The sequence below is a fragment of the Streptomyces aculeolatus genome, assembly GCF_020400605.1.
Classification (GTDB): Bacteria; Actinomycetota; Actinomycetes; order Streptomycetales; family Streptomycetaceae; genus Streptomyces; species Streptomyces aculeolatus.
The window spans coordinates 701,946-717,716 of the sequence record NZ_JAINRD010000001.1; the positions used below are offsets into that span (position 1 = coordinate 701,946).

General features: G+C 75.3%; 17 protein-coding genes. 11 read left to right on the forward strand and 6 right to left on the reverse strand.

Annotated elements, in window-relative coordinates:
- The first annotated feature begins 18 nt into the window (after positions 1-18).
- The 5 genes from LG396_RS03020 to LG396_RS03040 all read left to right on the forward strand — a co-directional run bounded on the left by LG396_RS03020 (position 19) and on the right by LG396_RS03040 (position 4,247).
- On the forward strand, positions 19-489 hold the full coding sequence (locus tag LG396_RS03020; protein WP_225793455.1) for a GNAT family N-acetyltransferase: 471 nt from the start codon (positions 19-21) through the stop codon (positions 487-489).
- A gap of 89 nt (positions 490-578) precedes the next feature.
- Positions 579-1,751, forward strand: a complete 1,173-nt coding sequence (locus LG396_RS03025) for a helix-turn-helix domain-containing protein (RefSeq protein WP_225793456.1) — start codon at positions 579-581, stop codon at positions 1,749-1,751.
- 109 nt (positions 1,752-1,860) lie between these two features.
- Complete coding sequence (locus LG396_RS03030; RefSeq protein ID WP_225793457.1) at positions 1,861-2,280, forward strand: recombinase family protein; 420 nt, start codon at positions 1,861-1,863, stop codon at positions 2,278-2,280.
- 295 nt (positions 2,281-2,575) lie between these two features.
- Entirely contained in the window at positions 2,576-3,346 is a 771-nt protein-coding gene (locus tag LG396_RS03035) for a hypothetical protein (protein ID WP_225793458.1), read from the forward strand.
- Between the two features lie 82 nt (positions 3,347-3,428).
- On the forward strand, positions 3,429-4,247 hold the full coding sequence (locus tag LG396_RS03040; protein ID WP_225793459.1) for an SAM-dependent methyltransferase: 819 nt from the start codon (positions 3,429-3,431) through the stop codon (positions 4,245-4,247).
- Between the two features lie 2 nt (positions 4,248-4,249).
- On the opposite strand, the gene LG396_RS03045 is transcribed toward LG396_RS03040, so the two are convergent.
- On the reverse strand, positions 4,250-4,471 hold the full coding sequence (locus LG396_RS03045; RefSeq protein WP_018835970.1) for a DUF2277 domain-containing protein: 222 nt from the start codon (positions 4,469-4,471) through the stop codon (positions 4,250-4,252).
- Positions 4,472-4,531: 60 nt separating this feature from the next.
- On the opposite strand from LG396_RS03045, the gene LG396_RS03050 reads away from it, so the two are divergent.
- Positions 4,532-4,855: a hypothetical protein gene (locus tag LG396_RS03050; protein WP_225793460.1), complete on the forward strand. Its 324-nt coding sequence runs from the start codon at positions 4,532-4,534 to the stop codon at positions 4,853-4,855.
- Positions 4,856-4,886: 31 nt separating this feature from the next.
- Here the strand turns inward: LG396_RS03050 and LG396_RS03055 are convergent, their stop codons facing one another.
- The gene (locus LG396_RS03055) at positions 4,887-6,386 is read right to left on the reverse strand and encodes a hypothetical protein (RefSeq protein ID WP_225793461.1); all 1,500 of its coding nucleotides are present in this window, start codon (positions 6,384-6,386) and stop codon (positions 4,887-4,889) included.
- A 113-nt stretch (positions 6,387-6,499) separates the two neighbouring features.
- Here LG396_RS03055 and LG396_RS03060 point away from each other — a divergent pair, with 113 nt between their 5' ends.
- A complete protein-coding gene (locus LG396_RS03060; protein ID WP_225793462.1) occupies positions 6,500-7,801 on the forward strand; it encodes a molybdopterin-dependent oxidoreductase in 1,302 nt (433 codons plus the stop codon).
- Positions 7,798-8,475 carry a hypothetical protein gene (locus LG396_RS03065; RefSeq protein WP_372483215.1) on the forward strand — a complete coding sequence of 226 codons (678 nt, stop codon included), beginning with the start codon at positions 7,798-7,800 and terminating at the stop codon, positions 8,473-8,475. Before LG396_RS03060 ends, LG396_RS03065 begins: the two co-directional genes overlap by 4 nt.
- Here the strand turns inward: LG396_RS03065 and LG396_RS03070 are convergent.
- The 3 genes from LG396_RS03070 to LG396_RS03080 all read right to left on the reverse strand — a co-directional run bounded on the left by LG396_RS03070 (position 8,363) and on the right by LG396_RS03080 (position 10,892).
- Complete coding sequence (locus LG396_RS03070) at positions 8,363-9,121, reverse strand: methyltransferase domain-containing protein (RefSeq protein ID WP_372483239.1); 759 nt, start codon at positions 9,119-9,121, stop codon at positions 8,363-8,365. The two genes, LG396_RS03065 and LG396_RS03070, sit on opposite strands and share 113 nt — an antisense overlap.
- A gap of 347 nt (positions 9,122-9,468) precedes the next feature.
- Positions 9,469-10,221: a TIGR04282 family arsenosugar biosynthesis glycosyltransferase gene (locus LG396_RS03075; protein WP_225793464.1), complete on the reverse strand. Its 753-nt coding sequence runs from the start codon at positions 10,219-10,221 to the stop codon at positions 9,469-9,471.
- Positions 10,218-10,892: a glycosyltransferase family 2 protein gene (locus LG396_RS03080; protein WP_037753761.1), complete on the reverse strand. Its 675-nt coding sequence runs from the start codon at positions 10,890-10,892 to the stop codon at positions 10,218-10,220. Before LG396_RS03080 ends, LG396_RS03075 begins: the two co-directional genes overlap by 4 nt.
- Before the next feature lie 222 nt (positions 10,893-11,114).
- Between LG396_RS03080 and LG396_RS03085 the strand changes: the two genes are divergently transcribed.
- Positions 11,115-11,870: a response regulator transcription factor gene (locus LG396_RS03085; protein ID WP_308190064.1), complete on the forward strand. Its 756-nt coding sequence runs from the start codon at positions 11,115-11,117 to the stop codon at positions 11,868-11,870.
- The gene (locus LG396_RS03090) at positions 11,867-13,099 is read left to right on the forward strand and encodes a sensor histidine kinase (RefSeq protein ID WP_225793466.1); all 1,233 of its coding nucleotides are present in this window, start codon (positions 11,867-11,869) and stop codon (positions 13,097-13,099) included. The genes LG396_RS03085 and LG396_RS03090 overlap by 4 nt, the downstream gene beginning before the upstream one ends.
- A gap of 3 nt (positions 13,100-13,102) precedes the next feature.
- On the opposite strand, the gene LG396_RS03095 is transcribed toward LG396_RS03090, so the two are convergent.
- The gene (locus LG396_RS03095; RefSeq protein ID WP_225793467.1) at positions 13,103-14,149 is read right to left on the reverse strand and encodes an NAD-dependent epimerase/dehydratase family protein; all 1,047 of its coding nucleotides are present in this window, start codon (positions 14,147-14,149) and stop codon (positions 13,103-13,105) included.
- A 169-nt stretch (positions 14,150-14,318) separates the two neighbouring features.
- Between LG396_RS03095 and LG396_RS03100 the strand changes: the two genes are divergently transcribed.
- Positions 14,319-15,728 (forward strand): family 2B encapsulin nanocompartment shell protein, encoded by a 1,410-nt coding sequence (locus LG396_RS03100; protein WP_225793468.1) that lies wholly within the window; start codon positions 14,319-14,321, stop codon positions 15,726-15,728.
- The last annotated feature ends 43 nt before the right edge of the window (positions 15,729-15,771 follow it).

Below are 15,771 nucleotides of genomic sequence, written 5' to 3' on the forward strand. Positions count from 1 at the left end.
GGTGCGAGACTCGGCGGCATGACGGATGAGCTGCGGCTGAGGGATGTGGCGGAGGAGGACCTGGAGGTCTTCCTCGCACACGAGCACGACCCGGAGAACGTACGCCGCTCCCACTTCCCGCCACGGGAGCGGGAGCGCTTCATGACGCACTGGCGGGGGCGGGTCCTGGGGGACCCGACGGGCCTGGTGCAGACGGTGGAGGTGGACGGGCAGGTCGCGGGGAACGTGGTGGCGTGGTGGGACGGCGACCGCCGGTTCCTGGGCTACGTCCTCGGCCGGGAGTTCTGGGGCCGCGGCATAGGCACACGCGCGGTGGCAGCGTTCCTGGAGCTGGAACGGAACCGCCCCCTGCACGCGGACCCGTACGTGGGCAACGAGGGCTCGGTCCGGCTGCTGGAGAAGCTGGGCTTCCAGCGGCGGGGCTCGGAGTGGAACGGCGAGGACGAACACGTGATGCTGGTCCTGGACGAGCCGGGGCCGGCGGCGTAACCGCCTGGGGGCGGGGGCCGTTTGCGGGGTAGTCGTGGGGCGTCCCGCGGGTACGGTTTTTGGTGTCACCGCAGAGCTGGGAGTTCAGCATGCCGAGCACCCCCGAAGATCACATCGGCGACCGACTGAAGGCGGTGCGAAAGCGCCGCGGGCTGACACAACGGGAACTGGCCAAGGCTGCCGGTGTCTCGTTGTCCCTCATCTCGAAACTGGAGCAGGGCGAACTCACTGACACCCGCATGGAGTCCGCGCATGCGATGGCCCGCGCACTCCGCGTGCCGACGACCGCGCTCATCAAGCGGCCGGAGCCGGAAGCGGGCCCGGCACCGGAGCCGTGGCGCCCGCTGCAGAAGGCGGTGCAGGACCCGCCCGTGGAACTGGACGAGGCACCCACGGTCGAAGGCGTCGCGGCACGCCTGCCGGAGGTACGGGCCGCCTACTTCGGCAACCGTATGGCGGAACTCGCCGGTCTTCTTGCACCCCTGCTCCGCGACGCCGACGCACTCGACGATGCCCCGGAGGCTCGTGCGGTCCGCGCGCAACTCCTGCAGATTGCGGGCAGCACTCTCACCCAGGTGCATCAGTACGACGCCGCGGAGATCGCGCTCTCCCGCGCTCTGGACACCGCGACGGACCGACTCCGCGCGGCGTCCGTCGTCACGACCTGGACGTGGTTGTTCATGCGCCAGGGTCGCCTGAGCGAGGCGCGGGAACTCGCGACGCGGTGGGCCGACGACCTTGAGCCCCGGATGTCCCGCGCAACCCAGGAGGAACTGACGGTGTGGGGGTGGTTACTGCTGCAGGTTTCTGCCGCGGCGCTGCGGGACAACCGCGATGGTGAGGCTCAGGACGCGATGCGACTGGCCCGTGCCGCAGCAGTCCTCACTGGCCGTGAAGTGCCGCGTGGAGCCCCGGTGTTGGCGACGTGGGGCCCGGTGACGGTCGCGTACAAGACGGCGGAGCGCGGCATCGTCACCGGCCGACCCGACACCGTTCTGAAGACCGCCGAACGACTGCACCAGACCGGCCCGACGGACAGCACTGAGCACCATCGACACCGGCTCGACGTAGCGCGGGCACACCTGATGATGCGGCAGTGCGACGAGGCGGTGAGCGTGCTGCAAGGCGTACGCGAACGGGCGCCGGAGTGGCTGGCGCAGCAGAAGTACGCCAGGGACATCATGGGCGACATGGTTACCAAGAGGCGCACGTTGACGCCGGACATGCGCGAGCTGGCCGATGCGGTCAACCTGCCGCTCTGACCTGCACGTTGATACTCCCTCCGGGGTTCGGGGCGGACTCCCATGGCGACCACGGCCATGACCGCATTACGTTCGGTGACGACCTGATCACCGACGACAGGCGAACGTCATGGACTGCCCGACTGCCACACCCACCCGCCCGACTCTCGCATTCGTCTACGACCGGCACGCCACGTTGGCGGCTGCCGCTCTGGACGAGCGGATAACGCGGTGCCGCCGGTATGCCGTCGAGCGGGGCTGGGTGATCGCCGGGGAGTGGGTGGACCGCGGGGATCACGCGTTGACGAACTGGCCGCGGCCGCGGTGGGAGGCGATGGCGTACGCCATACGGCAGTCCGCCGCCCGTGCCGTATGCCTGGTCGACTCCTGGGACCGGATCAGCCGGGACCGCGAGGCCAGCGCCGTCCTGCGGCTGGCGGTCCACCAGACCGGTGGTTACTGCATGACCACCGGCGGTGAGAACGACCTCGAACCCGGCCACGGACGCATCAGCGTCACCGCGCCGCTCCCGCGCAGGGCGCGGCCGTGAGCACCGGGCCGGTTCAACTCCCCGACGGGTGGCCGCTCGTGCAGCCCGCGCCCGTTGACGGGTGCGGGCGGTGTGCCGAGTTGGCCGCCGGGCGGGCCGTCGCCCGCGCGGCGGGGGATCTGTCCGCCGTCAGCGACGCCAACGTCCTCATCCGACGGCACCCCGCGCACTGAACCCCCGCCCCCTGGCCCCCGGGTACTCCGGCCAGGGGGCGGGTCCCGGACACCCGGGGTACGCTCCGCGCCATGGTCTGCGTCAGCCCTGCCGGGACGGGCCCGGGCGCCGGGGTGTAGCGATGGTCCGCGAGCACAAGGACGGCGGGCCGGTGTTGACGTTCGCCGAGCCCCTTCCGGGGCCCGGGTTGGGGAGCGCCGTGGTCGCCGGCGAGCGGCTCGTGGACGGCGTCCGGTGCCTCTGGCCGCTGGTCCGGCCCCTCAGTGCCGAGGCCGTCATCGGCTGCCTCGACCGCGAGACCGGCTACCCGGACATCGGCGTGAAGCCGCAGCGCCCGCACTGGTTCGTCCACGACGGCGCGGCTGCCCGGCCGACCGGGCAGCAGGCACTCGACGTGGTCGACCCGTGGCACGTCGATCCGGTCGTGGAGCCGGTTCCGGAGCTGTCCGCCGAGGTCGTCGGGACCTGGCTGGAGCGCGCACAGGTGCAGGCGTCTCCCGCGCCCGAGACTCACGACACGGGCTGGACGGACCTGTGGTTCAACGCCACTCGGGCCCTTGTCCCCCGCCCGTACGCGCCGGAGGCAACGGCACACGTCGCCCTGGACGTCGCCGAGGTGCGATGGGTCGCGAACGTGCCCCTCCAGTGGCGTGAAGGAACCGCCTGGGTCGCCGGGCCGACCCGCGAGATGCGGCAAGTCGGCGCGCGTGCGCCGATCACGCTGCACGCCTCGAACCACGGCCAGGTGGAGCTGGCGGTGTCCGCGAACTGGTCGCTGTGGAGCGAGGACGGATCGCCCGGGCGTACGGCGTTGGTCGACGTCGCCCGCAGCCTGGTCGCCGACGGGTGGTCCGTCACCCACGGCACGGAGTTCTTCCACGAACTCGCGTAGAACGCGGGGCGGATGACCATGCCACCATGCGTCACGAGACCCTCTAGGTTGGGCGCTACGGACGAGAGGGAGGGCACTCCTCATGGATCAGGACCCCCGTCAAGGGGTGGACACCGGTGTGGCGCACTCGGCCCGGGTGTGGAACTACCTTCTCGGCGGCAAGGACAACTACGCCGTCGACCGCGCCGCCGCCGATCAGTTCAAGGCCGTCTTCCCGCAGATCGTCGACATCGCCCGTGCGGACCGGGCGTTCCTCGGCCGTGCCGTGCGGTTCACGGCCGGCGAGGCGGGGGTCCGGCAGTTCCTCGACATCGGCACGGGGCTGCCGACGATGGACAACACGCACGAAGTCGCGCAGCGCGTCGCGCCGGAGGCGCGCATCGTCTACGTCGACAACGACCCGATGGTCCTCGCGCACGCCCGCGCGTTGCTCACCAGCACCCCGCAGGGCCGCTGCAGCTACATCGAGGCCGACCTGCGCCGCCCGCAGGACATCCTCGCGGGGGCGGCGAAGACGCTGGACTTCGACGAGCCCGTTGCCGTCATGCTGCTCGGCATCCTGCACTTCGTCCCCGACTTCGACGAGGCGTACGGAATCGTCGCCCGGCTGCTCGACGCGCTGCCCCCGGACAGCTTCCTGGTGGCGACGCACGCCACCATGGATCCCTCGCTCGCCGACGAGACGTCGCTGAAGGCCAACGCCGAGGCCCGCGAGGACTGGGACGAGCGCGCGGCGACCCCGCTGTTCCCCCGCGGCCCGGAGGAGTTCGGCCGCTTCTTCGACGGCCTCGAACTCCAGGAACCCGGGGTGGTGTCCATGAGCCGCTGGCGCCCGGAGCACACCGTCTTCGGCGCGCCCCCGCAGGTCCTGGGCCTGGCCGCGGTGGGCCGCAAGCCGTAGGGCTACGCGGCGCCCTTGCCGCCGCGGACGACCAGCGCGTCCAGCAGCTCCTGCGTCGACGCGGCGATCTCCGCCACCGCCTTGTCGAACGCCTCGGCGTTGTGCGGGGCGGGGTGGCGGAAGCCGGAGATCTTCCGTACGTACTGCAGGGCCGCCGCCCGCATGTCGTCGTCCGTGACGGTGTCGGCGTACGGGGGGCGCAGGGTCTTGATGCTTCGGCACATACTTACGACGGTACGCCGCAGGTCTGACAAACGGCGGCGGCCGCGGGCGAGGGGGCGACGGTGACCGTCCGGTTCCGGACCTATTACGAGGACGAGGACCTGTGGCTCTATTTCGAGGCCGATGACGAGGGGTGGGCGGCCCGGCAGGTCGAGATCCGGGCGGCCGACTCCCGGCCGGTGACCGCTGCCTCCCTCGCGGAGGTGGTGCACCTGCGCGACCACGCCGACCTCGCCGCCATGGGCCGATACGAGCGGCGCTACGGCGTCCTCGCGGAGGGCTCCCTCGACGGCTGGGAGACCCAGCCCGGGGCGGCCGAGGTCTCCGCGGAGGAGTTCGAGCGGCTGTGGGCCGACGCCCGGCGGGCGCTCGGCGGCCCTGACTGACCCGGTCCGGCGGCCGGCGTTCCCGACGGCCCTACCAGCTCGTGATCAGCAGGTGGTTCACCACCAGCGCCACCCCCGCCTGCGCCGCCAGCCAGGCCCGGTGGTCGCGCGCCGGGAGCAGGGCGGCGGCCGGCAGCAGCCAGAGCGTGAACGGCAGCCAGATCCGCTCCGTCTCCGCCTTGCTGAGCCCGGAGAGGTCCGCCGCCACCAGGCACGCCAGCGCGGCGACCGCCATCACGGCCGGGGCGTACGCGGAGGAGCGTCCGGCGCCGCGCGGCCAGGCGGTGCGTACAGCGCGGCGGGTGCCCGCCACCGCCGCCAGGCCCGCGCTGAGGGCCGCGACCGCCAGGTTCGCCCACACCCAGTAGCTGTACGGGCGCTCTCCGCCGAAGCCCTGGTAGTAGCGCTCGTGCAGCAGCGTGTACCCCTCCCACCACCAGAAGCCCGCCGCCGTGAAGACCACCGCGACCGGCAGCGCACCCAGCACCACCCACGGGACCACCCGCAGCACGGCCACGCGCGGCCCGCCCCCCGGCTCCCCCCGCGGCCCACCCCCCGGCGCACCCCGCGCCGCGCACCACAGCACCGCCGCCATCGGCAGCACCAGCAGCGTCAGCCCGTACGACAGGTACACCGCCCACCCCAGCAGCAGCCCCGCACCCGCCGCCGCCACCGCGGGCCGCCGCACAGTGCGCGTCGCCGCGAGGGCCAGCAGCGCCAGGCCCCACGCGGCCACCGCCGCGAAGTAGCCGTCCGCCGACACCCCCGCCCAGACCGCCCACGGCCCCAGCACCAGGAACGGCGCCGCGCGCCGCGTACGCTCCTCGCCGCCCAGCGCCCGCAGCGCCACCAGCACCGCGACCGCCGCGGAGCCGCCCACCGCGATGCAGAAGACCGCCGCCCACGCCCCGCCGTCCAGCCCCGCCCGGTCCAGGCCGACGAACGTGAGGACCGCGGCGGGCGGGTGGCCGGCGATGTGCGCGGGCCAGTTGTCGGGGGTCTGGATGAGGATGTGGTCGGTGAAGGTGCGTACGGCGTGCCCGAGGTCGGCGAAGCGGGCGACGGTCTCCGGCCGGGCGTACTCGTTCGTCCCCGTCAGCTGGCCGGCGACGCCGTCCTGCCAGCCGTCGACGAGCGCCAGGGACCAGATCCACGCCACGGCCGCCGCCCAGGCGGCGAGGAGCAGCCGCCGCCACGGCAGCCGGTCGGCGAGCCCGGGCCCGTACGCGACGACGGCGACGGCCACGGCAACAGCCGCGGGGGTGCCGGGGCCGTAGTGCGGCTCCCAGGCGGCGGACAGGGGCGGGAAGCGCACGTGCAGGATGTCGTCGCCGTTGACGGCCCGCCCGACGACGACGGCCGCGGCGATCGCCGCGGCGGCGAGGACGGCGGCGAGCAGGTCCCAGCGGCGGCCGGTGGCGTGGGCGGTGCGGGCGGACACGGGGGCGGCGGGGAGGAGGGGCGCGGGTGCGGCCGTTCCGGCTTCCGGTTCCGTACCCGCCGCGGGCGGTCCGGTGGGCGAGGAGGTCACGTCGCCACGCTAGGCAGCCGCGGCCCGCCCGCGCCGGGAACGCGCGGCGACGTCACGCTTTCGTCAGGAGTCGGTGCGGGGATATGGGCGCATCCGCGGCCTACGGTCGGACCATGCCCGCCGTACGCCCGCCGGAACCCCGCCCCGGCCCGCACCCCGACCCCGCCCCCGACACAGCCGCCGGCCCGGGGGGCACCCTCCCCCCGCCCGGCCCCTTCCGCCCCGCCTTCTGGCGCAGCCCGCTGCGCGGCCCGTGGTTCACCGCGCTCCTCGGCACGGTCCTGCTCGCCGGCCTCCCCCTGATGCTGCTGACCGGCCTCCTGTCGTACGCCGCCTACAACCCGGACCTCCCCGGCAACGACACCACCCCCGGCAAGGGCCTCCTCGGCTTCTACCTGTTCTCCTGGCCCACCGACCCCCACTGGCTCTACCGCCTCAACCAGGGCGTCCACGTCACCCTCGGCGTCGCCCTCGTCCCCGTCGTGCTGGCCAAGCTCTGGTCCGTCCTGCCCCGCCTCTTCGCCTGGCCGCCGCTGCGCTCCGCCCGGCACGCGCTGGAGCGCGCCTCGACGCTGCTCCTCGTGGGCAGCGCGCTCTTCGAGTTCGCCACCGGCATCCTCAACATGCAGCTCTTCTACGTCTTCCCCGGCTCCTTCTACGCCCTCCACTTCTACGGCGCCTGGGTGTTCCTCGCCGCCCTCGCCGTCCACCTCGCCACCCGCGTCGGCAAGCTGCGCCGCGGGCTGCACGACCGGGGGATGGACGAGCTACGGGCCACGGAACCCGCGCCGCCGACGATCACGCGGCGCGGGGCCGCGGCGCTGGTGGGCGCGGGGTCGCTGGGCCTGGTCGCGGTCACCGCGGGGCAGAGCATCGGCGGCCCGCTGCGCCGCACCGCACTCCTCGCACCGCACGGCGGCGCCGACCCGGGCGAGGGGCCGAACGGCTTCCAGATCAACAAGACCGCCGCCGCCCTCGGCATCGAGCCGGCCGACATCGGCGAGCGCTGGCGCCTGGTCGTACGGGCCGGGAGCGGCCCCCGCACGGTGTTCACCCGGGCGGAGCTGCTGGCGCTGCCGCAGCACACGGCGGCGTTGCCGATCGCGTGCGTCGAGGGGTGGTCGACGGACGACCAGATGTGGCGCGGGGTCCGGCTGGCGGACCTGGCGGCGCTGGTGGGCGCGGGGGAGTCGGACGGGGTGTTTGCGGAGTCGGCGCAGCAGAAGGGGGCGTTCCGGGCGGCGTCGCTGCGGGCCAACCAAGTACACGATCCGCGGTCGTTGCTGGCGCTCCACGTCAACGGCGCGGTGCTGTCCCGGGACCACGGGTACCCGGCGCGGATCATCGTCCCGGCGAACCCCGGGGTGCACAACACGAAGTGGGTCACCAGGCTGACGTTCGGAGAGCTGCCGTGAGCCCGGAGGGCCCGCGGGGCGGTTCGGACGGGGCCGGCAGGCCGGACGAGGCCGGCGGTTCGGACGGGGCCGGTGGGCCGGACAGCCCGGGCCGTGCGGGTGGTTCGGGCGAAACCGGCGAGCCGCGCGGTGCGGGCCCGGCACGCGGATCGCGTACGGAACGGGCCCCCGCGTCCGTACGCCGCCGCGCGTCCACGCGCGCGACCGTACGCCGCCTGCTCGCGCCCGGTCCGCTCCCCACCCTCGTCCTCCTCCTCGCCTCCTTCGCGCTCACCGGCTACGCCGGTGTCCGCCTCTTCGACAAGGACCCGCTGGGCGTCGCCCTGTGGCTGGCGGGAGCGGCGGTGCTGCACGACCTGGCGCTGGTGCCCCTGTACTCGCTCGCCGACCGGGGCGCCCAGCGCGTACTGGGCCCGCGGCTGGTGAACTACGTGCGCTTCCCGGCAGTCGTCTCCGGGCTGCTGCTGCTCGTCTACTTCCCGCTCATCACCCGCCAGGTGGGCCGCTACGAGCGCGTCACCGCCCTGCCCGCCGACGCCTACCTCCACCGCTGGCTGCTGCTCACCGCCGCGCTGTTCGCGGCGTCCGCCCTGGTGCTCGCAGCGCGGCGAACCGCCGCCCGCCCGCGGTCCAGCGGTCGTCCTCCCGCCAGCGGCCCGCCGCCGCGTACCTGAGCAGGGCGGGCAGCCCCACCCGGGCCCAGGGGAAGCCGTGGTGCGCGCGGTCGGGGCGGTGCGGCGCGGGGTGGCCGCGGGCCCCGTCCGTGACGTGGACGTGCACGCGCTCGTCCACGTCGTCGTCCGCGGCGACCTCCACGACCAGCCGCCCCCCGGGCCGCAGCAGCGCGGCGGCGCGGGCGAGGAGGGCGGCGGGGTCGCCGCCGATGCCGACGTTGCCGTCGATGAGCAGCGCGGTGCCCCAGCGGCCCTCGCCGGGCAGCGGCTCGAACACCGACCGGCGCAGCACGGCGGCGCCCCGCGAACGGGCGTGCGCCACCGCCTCGGAGCTGACGTCGACGCCGAGCGCGGGACGCCCCAGCGCGGCGAGCGCCGCGACGAGCCGCCCGGGGCCGCAGCCGATGTCCAGTACGGGTCCCGTGCACCGCCGCAGCACGGTCACGTCGCCGCCGTCGGGCACCCCGCACCAGCGCTCCACTTCGAGCGGCAGCAGCCACCCGTCGCGCCGCCGCAGGAAGAGCGGACCGGCGCCGCTGCGCAGGGCCCGCGCGTAGGGGTCGGCGCGGTCCCAGTCGGCGTCGGGGGTGCCCGGGGCGGGCGGGAGCGCGGTGGTCCGGGGCGGGGGAGCCGTGGGCGGAGGTATGGGTTCCGGAGCGGCGGGCGCGGGCGGCGGGACGTCCGCCGGCCGGCCGACGCCGGGGCGGGGGTGGGCCGGCCGCGGGGGGACCGGGCGGGGGTCGGCCGGGTGGACGCGGGCCGGGCCGGGTGCGGAGGCGGTCGGGGGCGCGTCGTCCGGGGAGGCCGCCGGCTGCGCGGCGGGCCGGCCGGTGGGCGGCTGGGAGGCGCCGGGCCCGGCTGCCCCCGGCCGCGGCCCGGCCTGGGCGTCCTGCGTCCGCGCGACGGGCCGGAGTCCGGCCGGATCCGCATGCGTCGGCGTGCCGGGACCGGAGGGTGTTGCGGGATCGGACGGGCGGCGGGGCGGGGGCGACGTCATCCGGCGGCTCGGTCGAGTGCCGTGCTGCCGACTGCGGAGGTGTCCGCTGCCGTCGCGCTGCGCGGCGACGTGCCCGCAGCCGTGGCGTCGGCCCCGGTGCTGCCCGGCGCCCGGTCGCCGGCGCCCAGTCGGTGTGCCGTCGCGGCGAAGCGGCTGCCCGGGGCGGCCGCCGCGACCTCGGGGACGTCCGCCGGGGTGTCCACGTCGCGCAGCGGCGGCAACTCCCGTACGCGCAGGCCCGCCTCGCGCAGCCTGCGGTGCTGGGCGGCGCCGGTGTGGGGTGTCGACATCGGTACGCCGCGCAGCAGTTCGGGGTCCGGCCGCGACAGGCCCAGCGCCCAGAAGCCGCCGTCCGGCGCCGGGCCGAGGTAGGCGTCGCAGGCCGACCAGGCGTCCGCGGCGAGGGCGGGTGCCAGCAGTCCTGCGGTGAGCTGCGGGGTGTCCATGCCGACGAGCAGCGCCGGGCCCGTACAGCCGCCGAACGCGGCTGCCAGGCGCGCGTCGAGGCCGCCGGCGGCCTGCGGTACGACGGTGAAGCCGGGCGGCAGCCAGTCGCCGGGGGCGCCGTCGAGGACGAGCACGCGGCGCCGGGCGGGCAGGTCCCGTACGACGGCGAGGGTGTCGGCGAGGGCGGCCTCCGCGAGCTGCGCGGCTTCGGCGGGGCTGTACGCGGGGGTGAGCCGGGTCTTGACCCGGCCGGGCCGGGGCTCCTTGGCGATGACGAGCAGGGTGACGCCTCCGCCGCTCACCGCCCGGCCCCCGCGCCCGCCGGGGCGCCGCGCAGGACGCCGCTCATGTCGTGGACCGCCTGCCACGTCCCCCGCCACGTTCCGGTCACCTTCGACTTCCCCGTCCGCGGCGCGTACGGCACCGGCAGCTCCGCGATCCGCCACCCCGCGTCCGCCGCCCGTACCACCGTCTCCAGCGGGTACCCGCTGCGCCGGTCCGCCACCGCCAGGTCCAGCAGCGCCGCCCGCCGGGCGGCCCGCATCGGGCCCAGGTCGCGCAGCCGCACGCCCGTGCGGCGGTACAGCATCAGCCCCAGCGCGGCGTTGCCCGCGCGGGCGTGCAGGGGCCACGCGCCGCGCGCGGTCGGGCGGCGGCGGCCGAGGACGAGGTCCGCCGTACCCGCCGTGATCCGGCCGGTGAGCAGGGGCAGCAGGCCCGGGTCCAGGGAGCCGTCGCAGTCGCAGAAGCAGACCAGCTCGGCCGTGGCCGCCCGCAGGCCCGCCGCGCAGGCGGCGCCGAAGCCGCGCCGCGGCTCGTGCACGACGGTGGCGCCGAGTTCGCGGGCGAGGTCGCCGGAGCCGTCCGTGGAGCCGTTGTCCACCACGACCGCGCGCCAGCCGGCGGGGATACGGGCCAGCACCCACGGCAGCGCGGCGGCTTCGTCCAGACAGGGGAGTACGACGTCGGTCATGGCCACCACCCTACGAGCGCAAAAGCCGCATAGCGGGCGCATGGTTCTTACGAATCACGGACGTCGGCCGCCGCCATCCGTTCGGCCCCCGCCCGCCGTCCCCGGCCGTGCCAGGCTGGCGCCATGGACCCCGTCCCGCCCGCCGGGCCCCGGCCACCGGACCGCCGCCAGGACCGCCCGGACCGCCCGGACCGCCCGGACCGCCCGGACCGACCGGCCCGCGTGCTCGTCGTCGACGACGACCTCACCGTCGCCGAGGTCGTCGCCGGCTACCTCGACCGCGCCGGCTACGCCGTCGACCGCGCCGCCGACGGCCCGCAGGCGCTGACCGCCGCCGCCTCCGCGCGGCCCGACCTCGTCGTGCTCGACCTGATGCTGCCCGGCATGGACGGTCTGGAGGTCTGCGCGAAGCTGCGTGCCACCGGCCCCGTACCGGTGATCATGCTCACCGCCCGGGGCGACGAGGACGACCGCATCCTCGGCCTCGAACTCGGCGCCGACGACTACGTCACCAAGCCCTTCAGCCCGCGCGAACTGGTGCTGCGCGTGGAGTCCGTACTGCGCCGCAGCCGCGCCGCGGCGCCCCGCGGCGGCGAACTGGGCGGCGCCGGGCTCACCCTGGACACCGCGGCGCGCAGGGCCGCCAAGCACGGGGCCGAGCTGGCGCTGACCCTGCGGGAGTTCGACCTGCTGGCGCACTTCCTGCGGCACCCGGGGCGGGTGTTCGGGCGGGAGGAGCTGATGCGGGAGGTGTGGGGGTGGGAGTTCGGCGACCTGTCGACGGTGACGGTGCACGTGCGGCGGCTGCGCGGCAAGGTCGAGGACGACCCGGCCCGGCCGCGCCTGATCACGACGGTCTGGGGCGTCGGCTACCGCTTCGACGCCGACCCGGCCGCGGCCGGTGCGGTACGGGACGGCGCGTACCCGGAGGACGGCCCGCAGCACGGATCCGCAGCCGACCGGGAGGCCCGACCGTGAACGACATCCTCCTCATGGCCGCCTTCGCCTTCCTCGGCGCCGCCGTCGCCGGCGTCCTCGGCGCCATCGCCCTGCGCCTGCTGCGCAACCGCTCCCTCGTCGTCTCCGTCTCCGTCGTCGCCGCGACCGCCGTCACCGCGATGCTCCTGGGCACCCTCGCCGTCGCCCGGGAGATGTTCCTCTCCGGCCACGACCTGACCGTGGTCAGCATCGTGTGCCTCATGGCCGCCGTCGTCGCCCTCGCCACCGCCGTGCTGCTCGGCCGCTGGGTGGTCGCCCGCAGCAACGCGCTGGCCGCCGCGACCCGCTCGTTCGGCCACGCCTTCGCCGAGGGCGGCTCCTTCGCGCCCCCCGCGGGCGGCGCGACCGCAGAACTCGCGGCGCTCAGCCGGGAGCTGGCGGCGACCGCCGAGCGGCTGGCGCAGTCGCGGCAGCGGGAGCGGGCGCTCGACGCCTCGCGGCGCGAGCTGGTCGCGTGGATCTCGCACGACCTGCGTACCCCCCTGGCCGGACTGCGTGCCATGGCGGAGGCGCTGGAGGACGGCATGGCCGCGGACCCCGGCCGCTACCACCGGCAGATCCGCGCCGAGACCGAGCGCCTCGACGCCATGGTCGGCGACCTCTTCGAACTCTCCCGCATCCACGCGGGCGCCCTCGCGCTCGCGCCCACCCGGATGTCGGTCCACGACCTCGTCGGCGACGCGCTTGCGGGCGCGGACCCGCTGGCGCGCGAGCACGGCGTACGGCTCGTGGGCGAGCCGCCGGAGCCCGGGGCGGCGGTGCCGGTGGAGGTCGACGGCAAGGAGATGACCAGGGTGCTGGGCAACCTCCTGGTCAACGCCATCCGCCGCACGCCCGCGGACGGCACGGTCGCGGTGACCGTCGCCTTCCGCAAGCAGGAGCAGGACCGTGACCAGAACGGGGACCAGGGCCGGGACCAGGGCCGGGACCAGGACGGCGACCGGCACCGGGACGGCGACCGGCACCGTGCGGCCGTCGTCGTCTCGGTCACCGACCAGTGCGGCGGCATCCCGGAGGAGGACCTGGCGCGGGTCTTCGACACGGGCTGGCGCGGCAACCACGCCCGAACGCCCGTGCCGCCCGCAGGGGCCGGGCTGGGGCTGGCGATCGTGCGGGGGATCGTCGAGGCGCACCGCGGGCGGGCGGAGGTGCGCAACGTGCCCGGCGGCTGCCGTTTCGAGGTCACCCTCCCCGCGGCCCACGGCTGACCGTCAGGGCGCCGCTCCCAGCGGCGCCTGGGCGAACTCCCTCACCCCCTCCGCGAACCCCACCGCCGGCCGCCACCCCAGCTCCGCCCGCAGCCGCGCCGAGTCCGCCGTGATGTGCCGTACGTCCCCGAGCCGGTACTCGCCCGTCACGAGCGGCGCAGGCCCGCCGTAGGCCGCTGCCAGCGCGATGGCCAGCTCGCCGACAGTGTGCACGTCCCCGCTGCCGGTGTTGTACGCCGTGAGCACCTCCGCCGCCGCCTCGTCCCCGTACACCGCCTCCAGCGCCCGGACGTTGGCCTCCGCGACGTCCCGTACGTGGACGAAGTCCCGCCGCTGCGCCCCGTCCTCGTACACCCGCGGCGCCTCGCCCCGCGCCAGCGCGGAGCGGAAGAAGGAGGCGACGCCGGCGTACGGGGTGTCGCGGGGCATCCCGGGGCCGTAGACGTTGTGATAGCGCAGCGACACCGCACGCGCGCCGGTGACGCGCGCCCACACGCCCGCGACGTGCTCCTGCGCCAGCTTCGTCGCCGCGTACACGCTCCGCGGGTCCGCCGGCGCGTCCTCCGCCACCAGCCCCGGTGCCAACTCCGCGCCGCAGCGCGGGCACCGCGGCTCGAAGCGCCCGCCCGCGAGGTCCGCCGCCGCCCGCGGCAGGGGCCGTACGGTGCCGTGCGCGGGGCAGTCGTAGCGCCCTTCCCCGTACACGACCATCGACCCCGCCAGCACCAGCCGCCGCACCCCCGCCTCCGCCATCGCAGCGAGGAGCACGGCGGTGCCGAGGTCGTTGACGCCGACGTACGCGGGCGCGTCTGCGAAGTCCTCGGTGAGGCCGACCATCGCGGCCTGGTGGCAGACGGCGTCGGCCCCGGCGAGCGCCGCCGCGACGGCGTCGCGGTCGCGCACGTCGCCCCGCAGGTACGCGTCGCACGTACGACCGGGCGGCCCCGCGTCCCGTACGTCCAGCACCACCACCTCGTGCCCCCGCTCCGCGAGGGCGGAGACCACGTGCGATCCGATGAACCCGGCGCCGCCGGTGACGAGTACGCGCATGGCGGCGAGCCTAGGGTCGCCGGCCGCGGCGGGCGGCCACTGCCACGCCCGCCGTCACACTCCGGTAATCACGTCCCGTAGGACCCAGCCCTATCCAGGAATCAAGGCAGATATTCTTACTCCTTCGAGCGATTGCTGCCGCTTTGCACCGAAGCCTAGCTTCGGTGCCATGACGACCACGCCAGAAGAAACGTCCGCGTCCGTCGAACCCCCCGACCGCCTCAGCCTCGACACAGCCGCCGCGCGGAACCTCACGACCACCACCAAGACGCCCCCGCAGATGCAGGGGATCTCCTCCCGCTGGCTGCTCAAGGCGCTGCCGTGGACGGAGGTCAAGGGTGGTGCGTACCGGGTGAACCGGCGCCTCACCCACACGCTCGGCGACGGGCAGGTCGAGTTCACCTCGGTCGGCGGCGAGGTGCGCGTCATCCCGCAGGAGCTGCGCGAGCTGCCGCAGCTGCGCGCGTTCGACGACGAGGAGGTGCTCACGGCGCTGGCAGGCCGGTTCGAGCAGCGGGAGATCGCGCCGGGGGACGCGGTCGTTTCCGCGGGGGCGGCGGCGGACCAGGTGGTGCTGGTCGCGCACGGGCGGCTGGAGCGGGTCGGCACCGGGAAGTACGGGGACGAGACCGTCCTCGGCGTCCTCGCCGACGGCGACTACGTCGGCTCGGAGGTGCTCGTCTCCGCCGACGGCACGTGGTCGGCCACGGTACGCGCCACGACCCGCGGCACGGTGCTGGTCCTCGCCCGCTCCGCCCTCGACGAGCTGCTGGCGCAGGCGGAAGGGCTGCGCGAGCACCTGGCGGCGTTCGGCTCCGTCCCGCAGCAGCGGCAGAACAGCAAGGGCGAGGCCGAGATCGAGCTGGCCTCCGGCCACCGCGGCGAGGCGGACCTCCCGGGCACGTTCGTGGACTACGAGCTGACGCCCAGGGAGTACGAGCTGGAGGTCGCGCAGACCGTGCTGCGCGTCCACAGCCGGGTCGCCGACCTGTACAACGACCCGATGAACCAGGTCGAGCAGCAACTGAGGCTGACCGTCGAGGCGCTGCGCGAGCGCCAGGAGCACGAGCTGATCAACAACCGCTCGTTCGGCCTGCTGCACAACGCCGACCTCAAGCAGCGCATCCACACCCGCTCGGGCCCGCCCACGCCCGACGACCTGGACGAGCTGATCTCCCGCCGCCGGCAGACGCACGTGCTGCTGGCGCACCCGAAGGCGATCGCGGCGATCGGCCGGGAGTGGAACAAGCGCGGCATCTACCCGCCGCGCACGGAGTACCTGGGCAGCGAGGTCAACAACTGGCGCGGCATCCCGCTGCTGCCGTGCAACAAGATCCCGGTCACCGCGGAGGGGACCAGCTCGGTGATCGCGATGCGGCTCGGCGAGGCCGACCAGGGCGTGGTGGGGCTGCACCAGACGGGGCTGCCGGACGAGATCCGGCCGGGGATGAACGTACGGTTCATGGGGATCAGCGACAAGGCGATCATCTCGTACCTGGTGAGCGTCTACTTCTCCGCGGCGGTGCTCGTCCCGGACGCGCTCGGCATCCTGGAGGACGTGCAGATCGGCAGCAACTGACCCGTACGCGAAGGCCCCCCGGCCGGCATCCGCACGTGCCGGC

Coding starts and splice junctions, on each gene's coding strand:
- LG396_RS03060 (WP_225793462.1), top strand. CDS start 6,500: ATGCCCGCCGTACGCCCGCCGGAACCCCGCCCCGGCCCGCACCCCGAC.
- LG396_RS03020 (WP_225793455.1), top strand. CDS start 19: ATGACGGATGAGCTGCGGCTGAGGGATGTGGCGGAGGAGGACCTGGAG.
- LG396_RS03030 (WP_225793457.1), top strand. CDS start 1,861: ATGGACTGCCCGACTGCCACACCCACCCGCCCGACTCTCGCATTCGTC.
- LG396_RS03040 (WP_225793459.1), top strand. CDS start 3,429: ATGGATCAGGACCCCCGTCAAGGGGTGGACACCGGTGTGGCGCACTCG.
- LG396_RS03080 (WP_037753761.1), bottom strand. CDS start 10,892: ATGACCGACGTCGTACTCCCCTGTCTGGACGAAGCCGCCGCGCTGCCG.
- LG396_RS03100 (WP_225793468.1), top strand. CDS start 14,319: ATGACGACCACGCCAGAAGAAACGTCCGCGTCCGTCGAACCCCCCGAC.
- LG396_RS03045 (WP_018835970.1), bottom strand. CDS start 4,471: ATGTGCCGAAGCATCAAGACCCTGCGCCCCCCGTACGCCGACACCGTC.
- LG396_RS03035 (WP_225793458.1), top strand. CDS start 2,576: ATGGTCCGCGAGCACAAGGACGGCGGGCCGGTGTTGACGTTCGCCGAG.
- LG396_RS03095 (WP_225793467.1), bottom strand. CDS start 14,149: ATGCGCGTACTCGTCACCGGCGGCGCCGGGTTCATCGGATCGCACGTG.
- LG396_RS03025 (WP_225793456.1), top strand. CDS start 579: ATGCCGAGCACCCCCGAAGATCACATCGGCGACCGACTGAAGGCGGTG.